The 13136-nt window shown below is 70.9% G+C and carries 15 protein-coding genes (1 of these 15 running past the window's edge); 10 read left to right on the top strand and 5 right to left on the bottom strand.

All coding sequences use genetic code 11. The features are described 5' to 3' along the window. Positions 1–147: 147 nt before the first annotated feature. A complete protein-coding gene (locus tag UA74_RS21720) occupies positions 148–1026 on the bottom strand; it encodes a YeiH family protein (protein ID WP_232237363.1) in 879 nt (292 codons plus the stop codon). Between the two features lie 200 nt (positions 1027–1226). After that, positions 1227–1382 (bottom strand): hypothetical protein, encoded by a 156-nt coding sequence (locus tag UA74_RS32305; protein ID WP_157442307.1) that lies wholly within the window; start codon positions 1380–1382, stop codon positions 1227–1229. A gap of 348 nt (positions 1383–1730) precedes the next feature. On the opposite strand from UA74_RS32305, the gene UA74_RS21710 reads away from it, so the two are divergent. Further along, complete coding sequence (locus UA74_RS21710; protein ID WP_075741897.1) at positions 1731–2273, top strand: SgcJ/EcaC family oxidoreductase; 543 nt, start codon at positions 1731–1733, stop codon at positions 2271–2273. A gap of 215 nt (positions 2274–2488) precedes the next feature. On the opposite strand, the gene UA74_RS32300 is transcribed toward UA74_RS21710, so the two are convergent. Then, positions 2489–2662 carry a hypothetical protein gene (locus tag UA74_RS32300; RefSeq protein WP_157434367.1) on the bottom strand — a complete coding sequence of 58 codons (174 nt, stop codon included), beginning with the start codon at positions 2660–2662 and terminating at the stop codon, positions 2489–2491. 532 nt (positions 2663–3194) lie between these two features. On the opposite strand from UA74_RS32300, the gene UA74_RS21700 reads away from it, so the two are divergent. From UA74_RS21700 to UA74_RS21670, 7 genes are all read left to right on the top strand, one after another. Next, positions 3195–4232 (top strand): sigma-70 family RNA polymerase sigma factor, encoded by a 1038-nt coding sequence (locus UA74_RS21700; RefSeq protein WP_075741895.1) that lies wholly within the window; start codon positions 3195–3197, stop codon positions 4230–4232. Positions 4233–4462: 230 nt separating this feature from the next. Next, the gene (gene argC / locus UA74_RS21695) at positions 4463–5491 is read left to right on the top strand and encodes an N-acetyl-gamma-glutamyl-phosphate reductase (RefSeq protein ID WP_075741894.1); all 1029 of its coding nucleotides are present in this window, start codon (positions 4463–4465) and stop codon (positions 5489–5491) included. After that, positions 5488–6699 carry a bifunctional glutamate N-acetyltransferase/amino-acid acetyltransferase ArgJ gene (gene argJ, locus UA74_RS21690; protein ID WP_083683467.1) on the top strand — a complete coding sequence of 404 codons (1212 nt, stop codon included), beginning with the start codon at positions 5488–5490 and terminating at the stop codon, positions 6697–6699. Before argC ends, argJ begins: the two co-directional genes overlap by 4 nt. Continuing rightward, positions 6696–7616 carry an acetylglutamate kinase gene (argB, locus tag UA74_RS21685; protein ID WP_075741893.1) on the top strand — a complete coding sequence of 307 codons (921 nt, stop codon included), beginning with the start codon at positions 6696–6698 and terminating at the stop codon, positions 7614–7616. The genes argJ and argB overlap by 4 nt, the downstream gene beginning before the upstream one ends. Then, entirely contained in the window at positions 7613–8833 is a 1221-nt protein-coding gene (locus UA74_RS21680) for an acetylornithine transaminase (RefSeq protein WP_075741892.1), read from the top strand. Before argB ends, UA74_RS21680 begins: the two co-directional genes overlap by 4 nt. Continuing rightward, complete coding sequence (gene argF / locus UA74_RS21675; protein ID WP_075741891.1) at positions 8833–9765, top strand: ornithine carbamoyltransferase; 933 nt, start codon at positions 8833–8835, stop codon at positions 9763–9765. The genes UA74_RS21680 and argF overlap by 1 nt, the downstream gene beginning before the upstream one ends. Next, complete coding sequence (locus UA74_RS21670; RefSeq protein ID WP_083683466.1) at positions 9762–10352, top strand: arginine repressor; 591 nt, start codon at positions 9762–9764, stop codon at positions 10350–10352. The genes argF and UA74_RS21670 overlap by 4 nt, the downstream gene beginning before the upstream one ends. Positions 10353–10357: 5 nt before the next feature. Here UA74_RS21670 and UA74_RS32295 read toward each other — a convergent pair whose 3' ends face one another. Both UA74_RS32295 and UA74_RS21665 read right to left on the bottom strand, forming a co-directional pair. Beyond that, the gene (locus UA74_RS32295; protein ID WP_157442306.1) at positions 10358–10516 is read right to left on the bottom strand and encodes a hypothetical protein; all 159 of its coding nucleotides are present in this window, start codon (positions 10514–10516) and stop codon (positions 10358–10360) included. Positions 10517–11023: 507 nt separating this feature from the next. Next, positions 11024–11179, bottom strand: coding sequence for a hypothetical protein (locus tag UA74_RS21665; protein WP_157434365.1), 156 nt, complete (start codon positions 11177–11179; stop codon positions 11024–11026). Between the two features lie 25 nt (positions 11180–11204). Here UA74_RS21665 and argH point away from each other — a divergent pair, with 25 nt between their 5' ends. Together argH and UA74_RS21655 are read left to right on the top strand one after the other, a co-directional pair. Continuing rightward, on the top strand, positions 11205–12638 hold the full coding sequence (gene argH, locus UA74_RS21660; protein WP_075741889.1) for an argininosuccinate lyase: 1434 nt from the start codon (positions 11205–11207) through the stop codon (positions 12636–12638). Continuing rightward, a protein-coding gene (locus UA74_RS21655; RefSeq protein ID WP_232237362.1) for a DNA-3-methyladenine glycosylase crosses the window boundary here: on the top strand, positions 12635–13136 show its 5' portion. 179 nt of this gene lie beyond the right edge of the window; the window shows 502 of its 681 coding nt (coding positions 1–502); its start codon is at positions 12635–12637; the stop codon falls past the right edge of the window. The genes argH and UA74_RS21655 overlap by 4 nt, the downstream gene beginning before the upstream one ends.

Raw genomic sequence — 13136 nt, 5'->3', positions numbered from 1 at the left:
TGAGCGAGCTGAACGGCAGTGTCGCCAGGCCCAACCCGGCGAGCAGGTTGACGCCGGTCGCGGCGGCGAAGACTCCGATCGGCCGCCAGCCCGCCTCACGCAGCGCGGCGACCCGGAACTCCAGTCCGATGCTGATGAAGGCCAGGATCAGGAACCACGCAGGTCGTTGACGATCCCGATGACGTCAGCCGCCGTCGCCGGGTCCGCCGCCGACTGGTACCAGGTGGCGATGACCGAGGCGAGGATGACGCCGAGCACGAACTTCGGGAATCGCTGCCACAACGCGGAGACGCCCGGTCGTGGTGCGTCCGGATTCCGCTCGACCTTCAGCGTGAAGTACGCGGTCAACGCCACCGCGACGACGCCCATCAGCGCGTTCTGCGTCACCTTGACGATGCTCGCGATCTGCAGGGCCTCCTCGCCGACGATCGCGCCTGCCGCCGTCACGGCCGCGGTCGTGTCGATGTTCCCGCCGATCCAGGCGCCCGCCACCTCGGTGCTCAGCCCGAAGGCCTCGGCGAGTGCGGGCAGGATGAAGATCGACGGCAGGGCGAAGAGGATCACCAGGCTGGCCGTGTAGGCGAGCTGCTCGCGTTTGGCCTGCACCGCCCCCGCTGCGGCGATCGCGGCGCTCACCCCGCAGATCGACACGGCGGAGGCCAGCAGCGCACGCAGCTTGTCGGCCAGTCCGAGTCGTCCGCCGAGCCACCAGGTGAACCCGAAGACGATCGTGATCAGCAGGACGGCTTGTGCGATGGCGGGGCCTGCCGCACTGACCACCACCGCGAGGTTGGTGGAGGCGCCCAGCAGGACCGGGCCGGTCTTGATGAAGAACTCGGTGCGGAACGCACCGCTGAGGCGGTCGCGGATGCGCAGTCTGGTGAGCACCAGATTGCCGAGCAGGCCGAGCAGGATCGCGTAGACCGGGTATTCGACGGCGGAGAGGAACTCCTCGGCCCAGGTGCCCGCCATCGCCTCGGGCACACCCTGTTCGAGCACGCGGACGAGGGTTGCGAGCAGCAGCACGGTGAGCAGCCCGGCCGCCGTTCAGCCGATCGTCCCGGCGCGCGATGCGGCCGGTGGCTCTGTTGCGGTCGACCCGTCCGACTGCGGTGCGTCCGGCGTTCGCTCCGCTGCCGCGCTCCGGGCGGCATCGGCGTCGGAGCCTGCGGTCGGTCCCGAGTCCGGGGTTTCGTCGATCTCGCCTGGGGGGAGCTGCCGTTCGCTCATCGCGGCACCAGCCCGACCGGGATGACGCCGAGAAGCGTCAGCGCCAGCAGGAGGAGGCCGAGGCCGGTGGCAGCCCGGTCTTCGTTGATCGTGATCCGTCGGGGAACAGGCCGGTCGGCAGGCGCCTGGGCTGCGTCGTCTGCACCACTCATGTCGTTCCTTCGCCGAATAGCGTGGAGTGCTGGATGCGGGTGAAACTACTGTCGAACAGGTGGCTGCCCAGAACCGCATCGGAACGACCACATCGTGGAATTCCTGCCGAATCGGCCTTTCGCCGGGCGAGAACGGCAGGCACGTCCTCGGGCAGAACGTGGTGGGCGCGCGATCGGCTTCGTCACCGCCCGTATGGCCGTGTTGCGCGGGAACCTCGGCGGCGTCGACCCGGTTCGCGAGGGCGATTCCCGGGTGCAGGCCGCCCTTCGGCGCGACTCCGGGTGATCGCGGGGCATCTCGGGGAAATTCCGGAGGCGTGTCGCGAGCGGAGCTGCTGAACTGGGAACATGACCGAGACGCTGACCCGAAGGATTCCGCCGTCGGCCACCGACGGTCCCGCAGCCGACGACGATGAGATCAAAGCCCTGCTGGCCGAGGCCACCGACGCCTGGACACGAGGGGACGCGGCAGGCTTCGTCGCGGTCTTCGCCCCGGACAGCGAATTCGTGGGTGCCGACGGCGTGCTTCGCCGAGGCAGACTATCGAATCAGCGGTGGCATTCCCGGCTGTTCTCCGGGGTGTTCCGAGGCAGCAGGCTCGTCTTCGAAGTGGAATCCATTCGATTCCTGAGTGCGCATGTCGCGGTGGCCCATGCGCTTTCCTCGGTCGTCTATCCCTGGCAGGCCGAGCCCGGTCCACGGACGTCGTCTCGGGGCACCTGGGTGTTGATTCGGCAGGACGGGCGATGGCTGGTGAGTGCGGTGCAGCATTCCCGCCTGCGTCCCACGACCGGGACGGGTGCCTCTCGGCTGTCCACCACGGTGGTGAGTCTGCGCGGCAGGCTCACTCGGCGCCCCCGTCGGCGGTCGCATCCCGGTCGGGCCGCCTGATTCGAGGACTCGTCCCGCTGCTCGCAGACCGCCGCGGTCCGTGACGGCGCGTCGCCTGCCGCGCTGGGGTCCGAGCGCGGCGCACCTGTCGTCGCCGGGGCACCTGCTCGATGCTGCTGCCCGTCATCGACGCTGCCCGTCATCGACGCTGCCTGCCCGGACTCGGCGGGCGGGCTCGATCGGGCGGCTCGCGACGCGGCCCGACCGTCGCCGCCTCAGGCGAGCGAGTCCAGGACGGCGGCCGGTTCGGGTGCCCGGGGGAGGAACATCGGGTGACCGGCATGGCGGGTGTGCACGTCGAATCGGTCGTCGGGGGTGAGCGCGTCGGCCTCGGCGATCATCCGATCCCGCATCGCCACGGGGATCGAGCGGTCTTCGGCGAGTCGCACCTGGCTGCGTGGAAGCCGGCGCCCCGCGTCTCGGCGCGAAGCCGAGCGTCGGTCGTCGCGATCGACATCGTCTCGTCGGAGTCCATCGTGTCGAGCACCGCGCGGAACGCGTCGTGAGCACAGATCGCAGGTCGGTGATGTGCGAGACGACGGCGAGTACGGCGGTCTGCCCGGAATTCGGCGGCGGTCGGACGGACGTCGTCGCATGGCAGGACCCTGCATCGAGGTCCAGCCCCGCCTGCCGACGTGACGGCGGGCGAGTAGGTCTGTGGCCGCGATCATCCGTGTAGTGCGCCGGAGCTCGCCCACGCCCGGTCCCGATGCTCACCGACGGACGACGACAGGAGGGCGGCGCAGGCCCCCGTGTTCTCCTCCCGATCGCGACGCCGTCGTCTCGTCTCGGTCTGTTGTGCTCGCCGTCGGAACGCGCCGAGCTGGTGATCAGTCGGTGGGCGCGGCTATACAGGGCCTCGGCAGCAGGCCGCCGAGCCCCGGCAGCGCGGGACCCGACCGAGACAGAGGACGACTTTCGATGACCAGCCGGCTCCGGCAGCTCGAGGAGAACAGCGATACAGAGGGCTGCTTCCTGCGGGAGGTCGAGTCGTTCCGTCGTGAACTGCGTGCGCACTGCTACCGGCTGCTGGGCTCGGTGCACGATGCCGAGGACCTCGTCCAGGAGACGGTGCTGCGTGCCTGGCGTGGGCGGGCGGGATTCGACGGGCGGTCGAGCCTGCGGACCTGGCTGTATCGGATCGCGACGAGGGCCTGTCTGACCGCGTTGGAACAGCGTGGCAGGCGGCCGCTGCCCGTCGGGCTCGGCGGCGCGAACGCCGATCCGCGCGGCCCGCTGGACTCCCGACCCGAGGTGCCGTGGCTGGAACCGATGCCGGATGCGCTGTTCGCCGACCCCGCCGAGATCGTCACTGATCGGGCGGACGTCCGCCTCGCCTTCATCGCCGCGCTCCAACACCTGGCTCCTCGGCAGCGCGCGGTGCTGATCCTCCGGGATGTGCTGTGCTGGCAGGCCTCGGAGGTGGCGGAGCTGCTCGACGTCACGACGGTCGCGGTGAACAGCGCACTGCAGCGGGCCCGCGAGCGGCTGGCTCGGCTCTCGATCGCGGAGAAGGAGCTGGTCGAGCCGTCGGCAGCCGAGGAGCGCGCGACGCTCGCGCAGTACGTCGCGGCCTTCGAGGCCAAGGACGTCCCGGCCGTCGTGCACCTGCTCGCCGCCGACGCCGTCTGGGAGATGCCCCCGTTCGCCGCCTGGTATCGAGGCAGGCGAGACGTCGGCCGCCATCTGGTCACGAGGTGTCCCGGCGGTCCCGGTGACCTTCGCCTCATCCAGACGAGGGCGAACGGGTCGCCCTGCGTCGCGCTCTACCTGCTCGATGCGGCCCGCGGCGATCACCGGCCGTTCGCCCTGCAGACGCTGACTCTGGCGCGCGTCGGGATCGTCCATGTGGTCACCTTCTTCGATCTGCGGCTGTTCCGGACCTTCGGCCTGCCCGCGAGCCTGCCCGCCGTCTCCGCCGAGTCGTGCCGGAGCGCCGCGCACCTCCCGAGGGGGTGACGCCTCGCGGGAGACGGCCGGGCGCGTGGTGAATCACGGGGGATCGGGCGGGGGCCACGGCGCTGCGACGCGGTGGCGGTGCGACTCCGGCGGCGCGAGTCCGACGGCGGCTCGGCGGCGAATCCGCAGGTGTGACCACGGGCACGCGCCTCGAGGGGCGACCGTGTCGCCCACTCGTGTCACCCGAAAGTCGGTTGATTGACTTTGCATGGCTGTGCATAATCATTCGCATGACGGTTCGAGTGGCGGTCGCCGGAGCCAGTGGGTATGCGGGTGGGGAGCTGCTGCGGCTGCTCCTCGCCCACCCCGAGGTCGAGATCGGCGCGCTCAGCGCGGGCGGCAGTGCGGGTACGACGTTGGGCAGACACCAGCCGCACCTCGGTCCCCTCGCCGAGCGCGTGCTCGTCGACACCACCCCGGCGGCGCTCGCGGGCCACGACGTCGTGTTCCTCGCGCTGCCCCACGGCCACTCGGCCGCCCTCGCCGATCAGCTCGACCCGGCGACGGTCGTCATCGACTGCGGGGCGGATTTCCGGCTCGCCGATTCCGCCGACTGGGAGCGCTGGTACGGCGGGCCGCACGCGGGACGGTGGCCCTACGGCCTGCCGGAGCTGCCCGGCGCTCGCGAATCGTTGGCAGGCGCCCGCCGGATCGCCGTGCCCGGCTGCTTCCCCACCACCACGCTGCTCGCGACCACCCCGGCCTTCGCCGAGGGCGTGGTCGAGCCGGACCTGGTCGTGGTCGGCGTCACCGGCACCTCCGGTGCGGGCCGCGCACTCAAGCCGCACCTGATCGCCTCCGAGGTGCTCGGCTCCGCGTCGGCGTACGGGGTCGGCGGCGTCCACCGGCACACCCCGGAGCTGACCTCGAACCTCACGGCGGCGGCGGGCAGGCCGGTGCGGGTGTCCTTCACCCCCGTGCTCGCCCCGATGTCGCGGGGCATCCTCGCCACCTGCTCCGCCCCGATCGTCGCCGGGCTCGACGAGCAGGCGGCCCGCGAGGTCTACCGGAAGGCCTACGCCGATGAGCCCTTCGTCCGTCTGCTGCCTGCGGGCACCTGGCCGACCACCGCCGCGACGATCGGCTCCAACGCCGTTCACCTTCAGCTCGCAGTGGACCAGGAAGCGGGCCGCCTCATCGTCGTCGCCGCGCTCGACAACCTCACCAAGGGAACGGCGGGCGGCGCCGTCCAGAGTATGAATCTCGCACTCGGCCTGCCGGAGACCACCGGCCTGAGCACCGTGGGAGTCGCACCGTGAGCACCACATTCTCCGCTGAACTCGGCGACCTGCCCCTCGACCGCGAACTCGGCGTCACCGCCTCGGCGGGCTTTCGTGCCGCAGGCGTCGCCGCCGGCATCAAGGCAGGCGGCGCCAAGGACCTCGCCCTGCTGGTCAACGACGGCCCCGCCGACGTGGCGGCAGGCGTGTTCACCACCAACAAGGTCGTCGCCGCACCGGTCCGCTGGTCGCAGCAGGTCCTGACCCATCACCGGCTCCGCGCCGTGGTGTTGAACTCCGGCTGCGCCAATGCCTGCACGGGGCCGGCGGGCTTCCAGGACACCCACGCCACGGCGGAGGGCGTCGCCGAGCTGCTCGAGATCGGCGCGATCGACGTCGCGGTGTGCTCCACCGGGCTCATCGGCGAGCGGCTGCCGATGGACGCGGTGCACGGCGGGGTCCGCACCGCAGTCGAAGCGCTCTCCAGTGCGGCCCGGTCCGGGCTCGACGCCGCCACCGCCGTGATGACCACCGACACGGTTCCCAAGCAGGTCGCCTACCGACACCCGGCCGGGTGGAGCATCGGCGGGCTGGCCAAGGGCGCGGGAATGTGCGCACCGAACATGGCGACGATGCTCTCCCTCATCACCACCGACGCGGTGGTCGACGCCAAGCTGCTCGACTTCGCCCTGCGTGCTGCCGTGGAACGCACCTTCCACCGTCTCGACGTCGACGGCTCGACCTCCACCAACGACACCGTCCTGCTCTGCTCCTCCGGCGCCTCCCGGATCAGCCCTGCTGCGGGCGTCTTCACCAGCGCACTCACCGAGGTGTGTGCCGACCTGGTGCAGCAGCTGCAGATCGACGCGGAGGGTGCGACGAAGCGGGTGCGCATCGAGGTGAGCGGGGCGGACAGTGAGGGCGACGCGACGAGGGTCGCCCGCACCGTCGCCGAAGACCACCTGGTCGGCACCGCCCTGTTCGGCTCGGACCCGAACTGGGGCCGGATCGCCATGGCGGTCGGCCGGTCGGGTGCCGACGTCGATCCGGATCTCCTCGACATCAGCATCAACGGCATCCTGCTCTGCAAGAACGGGGCGAAGGCCGCCGAACGGGACACCGCCGACCTGTCCGGGCCGGAGATCGAGGTCCGCATCGATCTCAAGCTGGGCGAGGAGAGCACCACGGTGCTCACCACCGACCTGTCCCATGCCTACGTCGAAGAGAACAGCGCGTACTCGTCATGAGCACGCCAGGCGATTCAGGAGACGCCAAGGACCGGCTCGCCGACGCGGGTGCCAAAGCCGCCGTCCTGGTCGAGGCGTTGCCGTGGCTGCAGCGTTTCAACGGCGCGACGATCGTGGTGAAGTACGGCGGAAACGCCATGATCGACGAAGACCTGAAACGGACCTTCGCACAGGACATGGTGTTCCTGCGGCTGGCAGGCCTGCATCCGGTCGTCGTGCACGGCGGCGGCCCGCAGATCAGCACGATGCTCGAGCGGCTCGGCATCGCGGGCGAGTTCCGGGGCGGACTGCGCGTCACCACGCCGGAGACGATGGACGTCGTCCGCATGGTGTTGTTCGGCCAGGTGGGCCGGGAGCTCGTCGGGCTGATGAACGCCCATGGTCCGTACGCGGTAGGCATCTCCGGCGAGGACGCGCAGCTCTTCACCGCCCGGCGTCGTGGTGCCGTGGTGGACGGCGTGTCCGTCGACATCGGCCTGGTCGGCGACGTGGTGTCGGTCAACCCCGACGCGGTGCTCGACATCGTGCGCGCGGGGCGCATCCCGGTCGTTTCCACGATCGCGCCCGATATCGACGGCGTGGTCCACAACGTCAACGCCGACACCGCCGCCGCCGCTCTCGCGGTCGCCCTGGAGGCAGCGAAGCTGGTGGTGCTCACCGACGTCGAGGGCCTGTACGCGAACTGGCCCGACCGCTCCTCGTTGATCGACCGGCTGAACGCGGCCGAGCTCGCCCGGCTGCTCCCGGATCTGGACAGCGGGATGCGGCCGAAGATGGAGGCGTGCCTGCGGGCGGTGCGCGGCGGCGTGCCCCGGGCCCACGTCATCGACGGAAGGCTTGCTCATTCCGTCCTGCTGGAGGTCTTCACCAGCCAGGGCGTCGGAACGATGGTGCTCCCAGAGGAGGGTGACCGGTGACCAGTCGACAGTCCGGCAATAAGACAGGGGCACGGCGCTGGGACGCCGCCCTGATGAACAACTACGGCACCCCCGCCGTCACCCTGGAACGGGGCGAGGGCAGCCACGTCTGGGACGCCGACGGGACGCGGTACCTCGATCTCTTCGGCGGGATCGCGGTCAACATCCTGGGGCATGCCCATCCGGCGATCGTCGAGGCGGTCACCCGCCAGATCGGCACGCTCGGCCACACCTCCAACTTCTTCGCCACCGGCCCGGCCGTCGAACTGGCCGAGACACTGCTCAGGCTGACCGGATTCGGTGATCAGGGCCGGGTGCTGTTGTGCAACTCGGGCACCGAGGCCGTCGAGGCGGCCTTCAAGATCACCCGCCGCACCGGTCGAACGAAGATCATCGCTACGGAGAACTCGTTCCACGGCCGCACGATGGGAGCCCTCGCACTCACCGGCCAGCCCGCCAAGCGGACCCCGTTCGAACCGCTGCCCGCAGGCGTCACCCACCTGCCCTTCGGCGACGTCGAGGCCATGCGCGCGGCCGTGGACGACCAGACCGCCGCCGTGGTGCTCGAACCCGTGCAGGGCGAGGCCGGGGTGGTGCTGCCGCCGGAGGGCTACCTGCGGGCCGTCCGTGAGATCACCGCCGAGCACGGCGCGCTGCTGGTGATCGACGAGGTGCAGACCGGGATCGGCCGCACCGGCTCCTGGTTCGCCTTCCAGAGCGAGGGCATCGTCCCCGACGTCCTGACCATCGCCAAACAGCTCGGCGGCGGCCTGCCCATCGGCGCGTGCATCGCGGTCGGCCCGGCCGCGCGCCTCCTCGCGCCGGGACAGCACGGCACCACGTTCGGCGGCAACCCGGTCTGCTGTGCCGCCGCCCTCGCCGTGCTCCGTACCGTCGACGAGGACGGACTGCTGGACAACGTGAACCGGGTCGGCAAGGCGCTCACCGCCGGGATCGAGAATCTCGGCCATCCGCTGCTCGCCGGAGTCCGAGGCAGCGGCCTGCTGATCGGCGTTCTGCTGAACCGGCCGGTGGCGGCGCGCGTCGCCGACGAGGCCCGTGCGGCGGGTTACCTGGTCAACCCGACACAACCCGACGTCCTGCGGCTCGCCCCGCCCCTGATCCTGACCATCGACGAGGCAGAGGGCTTCGTCCGTGACCTTCCCGCAGTGCTCGATGCGAGCGATCCGGCGGCCGAGAACGAGAGTGGTGACTGATGCTGCGGCATTTCCTGCGGGACGACGACCTGAGCCCTGCCGAGCAGACGGAGGTCCTCGATCTCGCCGACGAACTCAAGAAGGACCCACTCGGACACCGGGCACTGGCCGGGCCGCAGTCCGTCGCCGTGATCTTCGAGAAGAACTCCACGCGCACCAGGCTGTCCTTCGAAGCAGGCATCGCCCAGCTCGGCGGACACCCCATCACGGTGGACGGCCGGAACATGCAGCTGGGTCGGGAGGAGACGATCGAGGACACCTCCCGGGTGCTCTCCCGTTACGTCGCCGCGGTCGTCTGGCGGACCTTCGCGCAGGCGAGGATCGAGGCCATGGCCTCGATCTCCGCCGTCCCGGTGATCAACGCGCTCACCGACGACTTCCATCCCTGCCAGGTGTTGGCGGATCTGCAGACCATCCGGGAACGGCACGGCACGCTCGCCGGGCTCACCATGACCTTCCTGGGCGACGGCGCGAACAACATGGCCCACTCGCTGATGCTCGGCGGGGTCACGGCGGGCATGCATGTGCGGATCGCCGCGCCGAAGGGGTTCGACTCGAACGCCTCGGTCGTCGCCGACGCCCGACGGCGCGCTGAGCAGACCGGCGGCTCCGTCACCCTTTCCGACGATCCGGGGTCTGCGGCCGAGGGCGCGAACGTCCTGGTCACCGACACGTGGAGCTCGATGGGCCAGGAGAACGACGGAAAGGACCGCGTCGGACCGTTTCGGCCCTACCAGATCGACGGCGCGCTGCTGGCCAGGGCCGACTCCGACGCGATCGTCCTGCACTGCCTTCCCGCGCATCGGGGCTGGGAGATCACCGATGAGGTGATCGACGGCCCGGCGAGCGTGGTGTGGGATGAGGCGGAGAATCGCCTGCACGCGCAGAAGGCGCTGTTGTGCTGGTTGTTGGCGGAGGAGAGACGGCGATGACCGAGTCTCGGGGAAGCACGGCCCCGACCCGCGTCGCCCGACAGGCACGGATCGTCGCGCTCGTCACGCAGCGCGCGGTGCGCAGCCAGGCGGAGCTGGCTCGACTGCTCGCGATCGAGGGCATCGAGGTCACGCAGGCGACGCTGTCACGCGATCTCGACGAACTGGGCGCAGTCAAGCTGCGTGGTGCCGACGGGGGCGCGGCCGTCTACGTGATTCCGGAGGACGGCAGCCCGCTGCGGAGCCTGGAGGGCGGCACCTCTCGGCTGGGCAGACTGTTGAACGAACTGCTCGTCTCTGTCGACTCCTCCCAGAACCTGGCGGTGCTCCGTACTCCGCCCGGCGCCGCGCAGTTCCTGGCCAGCGCGCTGGACCGCGCCGCCCTACACGATGTGGTCGGCACCATCGCGGGCGACGACACCCTGCTGGTGGTCGCGCGGGAGCCGCTGAGCGGTGCCGAACTCGCGGGGCGGTTCGCCGAGTTGGCGAATCGTGCGGACAACGGGGTCGCCGTCGCCTCCCAGGTGGAGCGCGGGCTGGCGGAGGAGCTCAGAAGACACGACGACCGGGGTAGGAACCGAAGCTGACCTGATCAACGGGCCCGGCGGGCGGCGGCAGGGCCGATCGTGGTGTCGACGGCCACCACTCGGCCTCGGACGCTTGCCTGCGTCGCCAGGTGCTCGACGTCGCGGGCGCGGGACTTCTCGCCCAGCGGTCCGGGCGATTCGCTGGTGGCGCTCCGCCGCACCAATCGCCGCTGCTGCCCGATCGTGCTGCGGCTCTCGGGTGCAGAAGACCGAGAGCAGGGCGGGCGGCGGCTGGTCGCGTGGCGGCCTGCCCGCCTTTCGAACCCGGCGATCGGAGTTGTGGCCCGGGCGCGTCGCCGCCTCGGGCAAGTGTCTCGGCGGCGAAGTGCCCGACGGCAGGGTGCTAAGACGGCAGGTGTTCCGGGGGCAGGTGTTCCGGCGGAGGCAGGCACGCCGATCCCAGGCGTGCCTGCTGGAACGGAGTTCGGCAGGTCGGGGCGAGATTCGACCAACAGGCACCGGCCCGCCGCGACCGGTGGTGCCTGCCGATCGCCGCCCGCGACCGGCTACGGTGCCGGACCGACCGACTACCGTGTTCGACGGTCAATCGACCATCGTGTTCAATTGATCATGGTGACCGAGGAACCGTGGCTGCCCGACCACCATGGCAGGCAGCGACGGCTGTTCGGCCGCCGCCCTGTTCGGCCGCATGATCGAAGCCGAGCGGACGGTCATCGCTCCGCAGCCGAGGGGAACGCGGGCAGCCCGTGCGGTCGGGCCGCTCCGGCCCGTCGGTCGTCGGTCGGCGCGACCCGCTCGACCGCGACGGTCGGTCGGCTGTGATAGTTCGACAACAGCGTGTTCAGCGTGGTCCACCGCGACCGCACGGCGTGAGAAGACGAGGTCTGCACTGTGAGTGACTCCAGCGGCTCGACGGGTCGTCTCTGGGGCGGCAGGTTCAGCTCCGGCCCGGCAGAGGCCATGGCGGCACTGAGCGATTCCACCCACTTCGACTGGGTGCTCGCGCCCTACGACCTGGCAGGCTCCCGCGCGCACGCACGAGTGCTGCACCGGGCAGGCCTGCTCAGCGCGGACGAGTTGACGCGCATGCACGAGGGTCTGGATCGGCTGGCCGTCGACGTCGCCAATGGCGACTTCACGCCGACCCGCGCTGACGAGGACGTGCACACCGCTTTGGAACGCGGCCTGCTGGAGCGGGTCGGTCCAGAACTCGGCGGCAGGCTCCGGGCCGGTCGGTCGCGAAACGACCAGGTGGCGACGCTGTTCCGCATGTGGCTTCGCGACGGCGCGCGCCGGGTGGCGCTGGGCACCCTCGACGTCGTGGCGGCGCTGCTCGACCAGGCAGGCGCCCACCCGGACGCGGTGATGCCGGGACGAACCCACCTCCAGCACGCTCAGCCCGTGCTGCTGGCCCACCACCTGCTGGCGCACGGACAGGCGCTGGTCCGCGACGTCGCCCGGCTGCGCGACTGGGATCTGCGCACCTCGGTGTCGCCCTACGGCTCCGGCGCGCTCGCAGGCTCCTCGCTCGGGCTTGATCCGGCGGCGGTGGCCGAGGAGCTCGGCTTCGACGCCCCGGTGGAGAACTCGATCGACGGCACCGCCTCGCGGGACTTCGCAGCCGAGGCCGCCTTCGTGCTCGCGATGCTCGGCGTGAACCTCTCCCGCATCGCCGAGGAGGTCATCGTCTGGACGACGGCGGAGTTCGGCTATGCGGTCCTGGACGATGCCTGGTCGACCGGCAGCTCGATCATGCCGCAGAAGAAGAACCCCGACGTCGCGGAGCTGACCAGGGGCAAGTCCGGTCGGTTGATCGGCAACCTGACCGGACTGCTGGCGACGCTCAAGGCGCAGCCGCTGGCGTACAACCGCGATCTCCAGGAGGACAAGGAGCCACTGTTCGACTCCGTCGCTCAGCTGGAGCTGCTGCTGCCCTCGGTCGCCGGGATGCTGGGCACGCTGCGCTTCGACGTGGCACGGATGGCGGACCTGGCTCCGGCGGGTTTCACCCTCGCCACCGACGTCGCCGAGTGGCTGGTGCGGGCGGGTGTGCCCTTCCGCGTCGCGCACGAGGCGGCCGGTGCCTGCGTGCGGGCAGCCGAAGCGCGCGGGGTCGGCCTGGCCGATCTCACCGACGAGGAACTCGTCGAGATCTCGCCCGCCCTGACCCCCGAGGTTCGTGAGGTGCTCAACGTGGCGGGCTCGATCGCCTCGCGGGACGCACACGGCGGAACGGCGCCGCAGCGAGTAGCCGAGCAGTTCTCCCGACTCACCGCCGTCGTGGCTGATCACCGCGCCTGGGCGGCGGTCCCGGTGATCAAGTGACGCTGAGCTCCGGCACGCCGGGCACGCCCGGCGCCCTGGTGACCAGGGATGAACTGGCGATCGATCCGGTGGTGGCCGCCAGACGCCTGTTGGGCTGCGTGGTCGAGTCGCGGCTGCCCTCTGCCGTCGGCGACGCCGAGCCGGTCGTCGTTCGGCTGGTGGAGGTCGAGGCCTATCGGGGCGCCGACGACCCGGCCTCGCACTGTTACCGAGGCCGGACGCCCCGGAACGATGTCATGTTCGGGCCTGCCGGTCATCTCTACGTCTACTTCGTCTACGGCATGCACTTCTGTGCCAACGTCGTCTGCCTGACCGACGGGGTGGCCGGGGCCGTTCTGCTTCGTGGCGCCGAGGTGATCAGCGGGACCGCGACCGCTCGCGCGCGGCGGCCCGCCGCCCGCAGCGATGCCGAGCTGGCTCGGGGACCCGCCCGGCTGACCTCGACATTGGGCCTGCACCGCGACCATGACGGCCTCGACCTGACCGACCCGGACTCCC

The organism is Actinoalloteichus fjordicus (genome assembly GCF_001941625.1).
Taxonomy (GTDB): domain Bacteria; phylum Actinomycetota; class Actinomycetes; order Mycobacteriales; family Pseudonocardiaceae; genus Actinoalloteichus_A; species Actinoalloteichus_A fjordicus.
Note: the sequence above shows the minus strand (reverse complement) of the source record. Positions and strands in the feature narration are given on the sequence as shown.

What these genes read in the sequence shown, in the direction of transcription:
- UA74_RS32305 (WP_157442307.1), bottom strand. Translation starts at nt 1,382, where the DNA reads ATGAGTGGTGCAGACGACGCAGCCCAGGCGCCTGCCGACCGGCCTGTT.
- argB (WP_075741893.1), top strand. Translation starts at nt 6,696, where the DNA reads ATGAGCACGCCAGGCGATTCAGGAGACGCCAAGGACCGGCTCGCCGAC.
- argF (WP_075741891.1), top strand. Translation starts at nt 8,833, where the DNA reads ATGCTGCGGCATTTCCTGCGGGACGACGACCTGAGCCCTGCCGAGCAG.
- UA74_RS21670 (WP_083683466.1), top strand. Translation starts at nt 9,762, where the DNA reads ATGACCGAGTCTCGGGGAAGCACGGCCCCGACCCGCGTCGCCCGACAG.
- UA74_RS21700 (WP_075741895.1), top strand. Translation starts at nt 3,195, where the DNA reads ATGACCAGCCGGCTCCGGCAGCTCGAGGAGAACAGCGATACAGAGGGC.
- argC (WP_075741894.1), top strand. Translation starts at nt 4,463, where the DNA reads ATGACGGTTCGAGTGGCGGTCGCCGGAGCCAGTGGGTATGCGGGTGGG.
- UA74_RS21710 (WP_075741897.1), top strand. Translation starts at nt 1,731, where the DNA reads ATGACCGAGACGCTGACCCGAAGGATTCCGCCGTCGGCCACCGACGGT.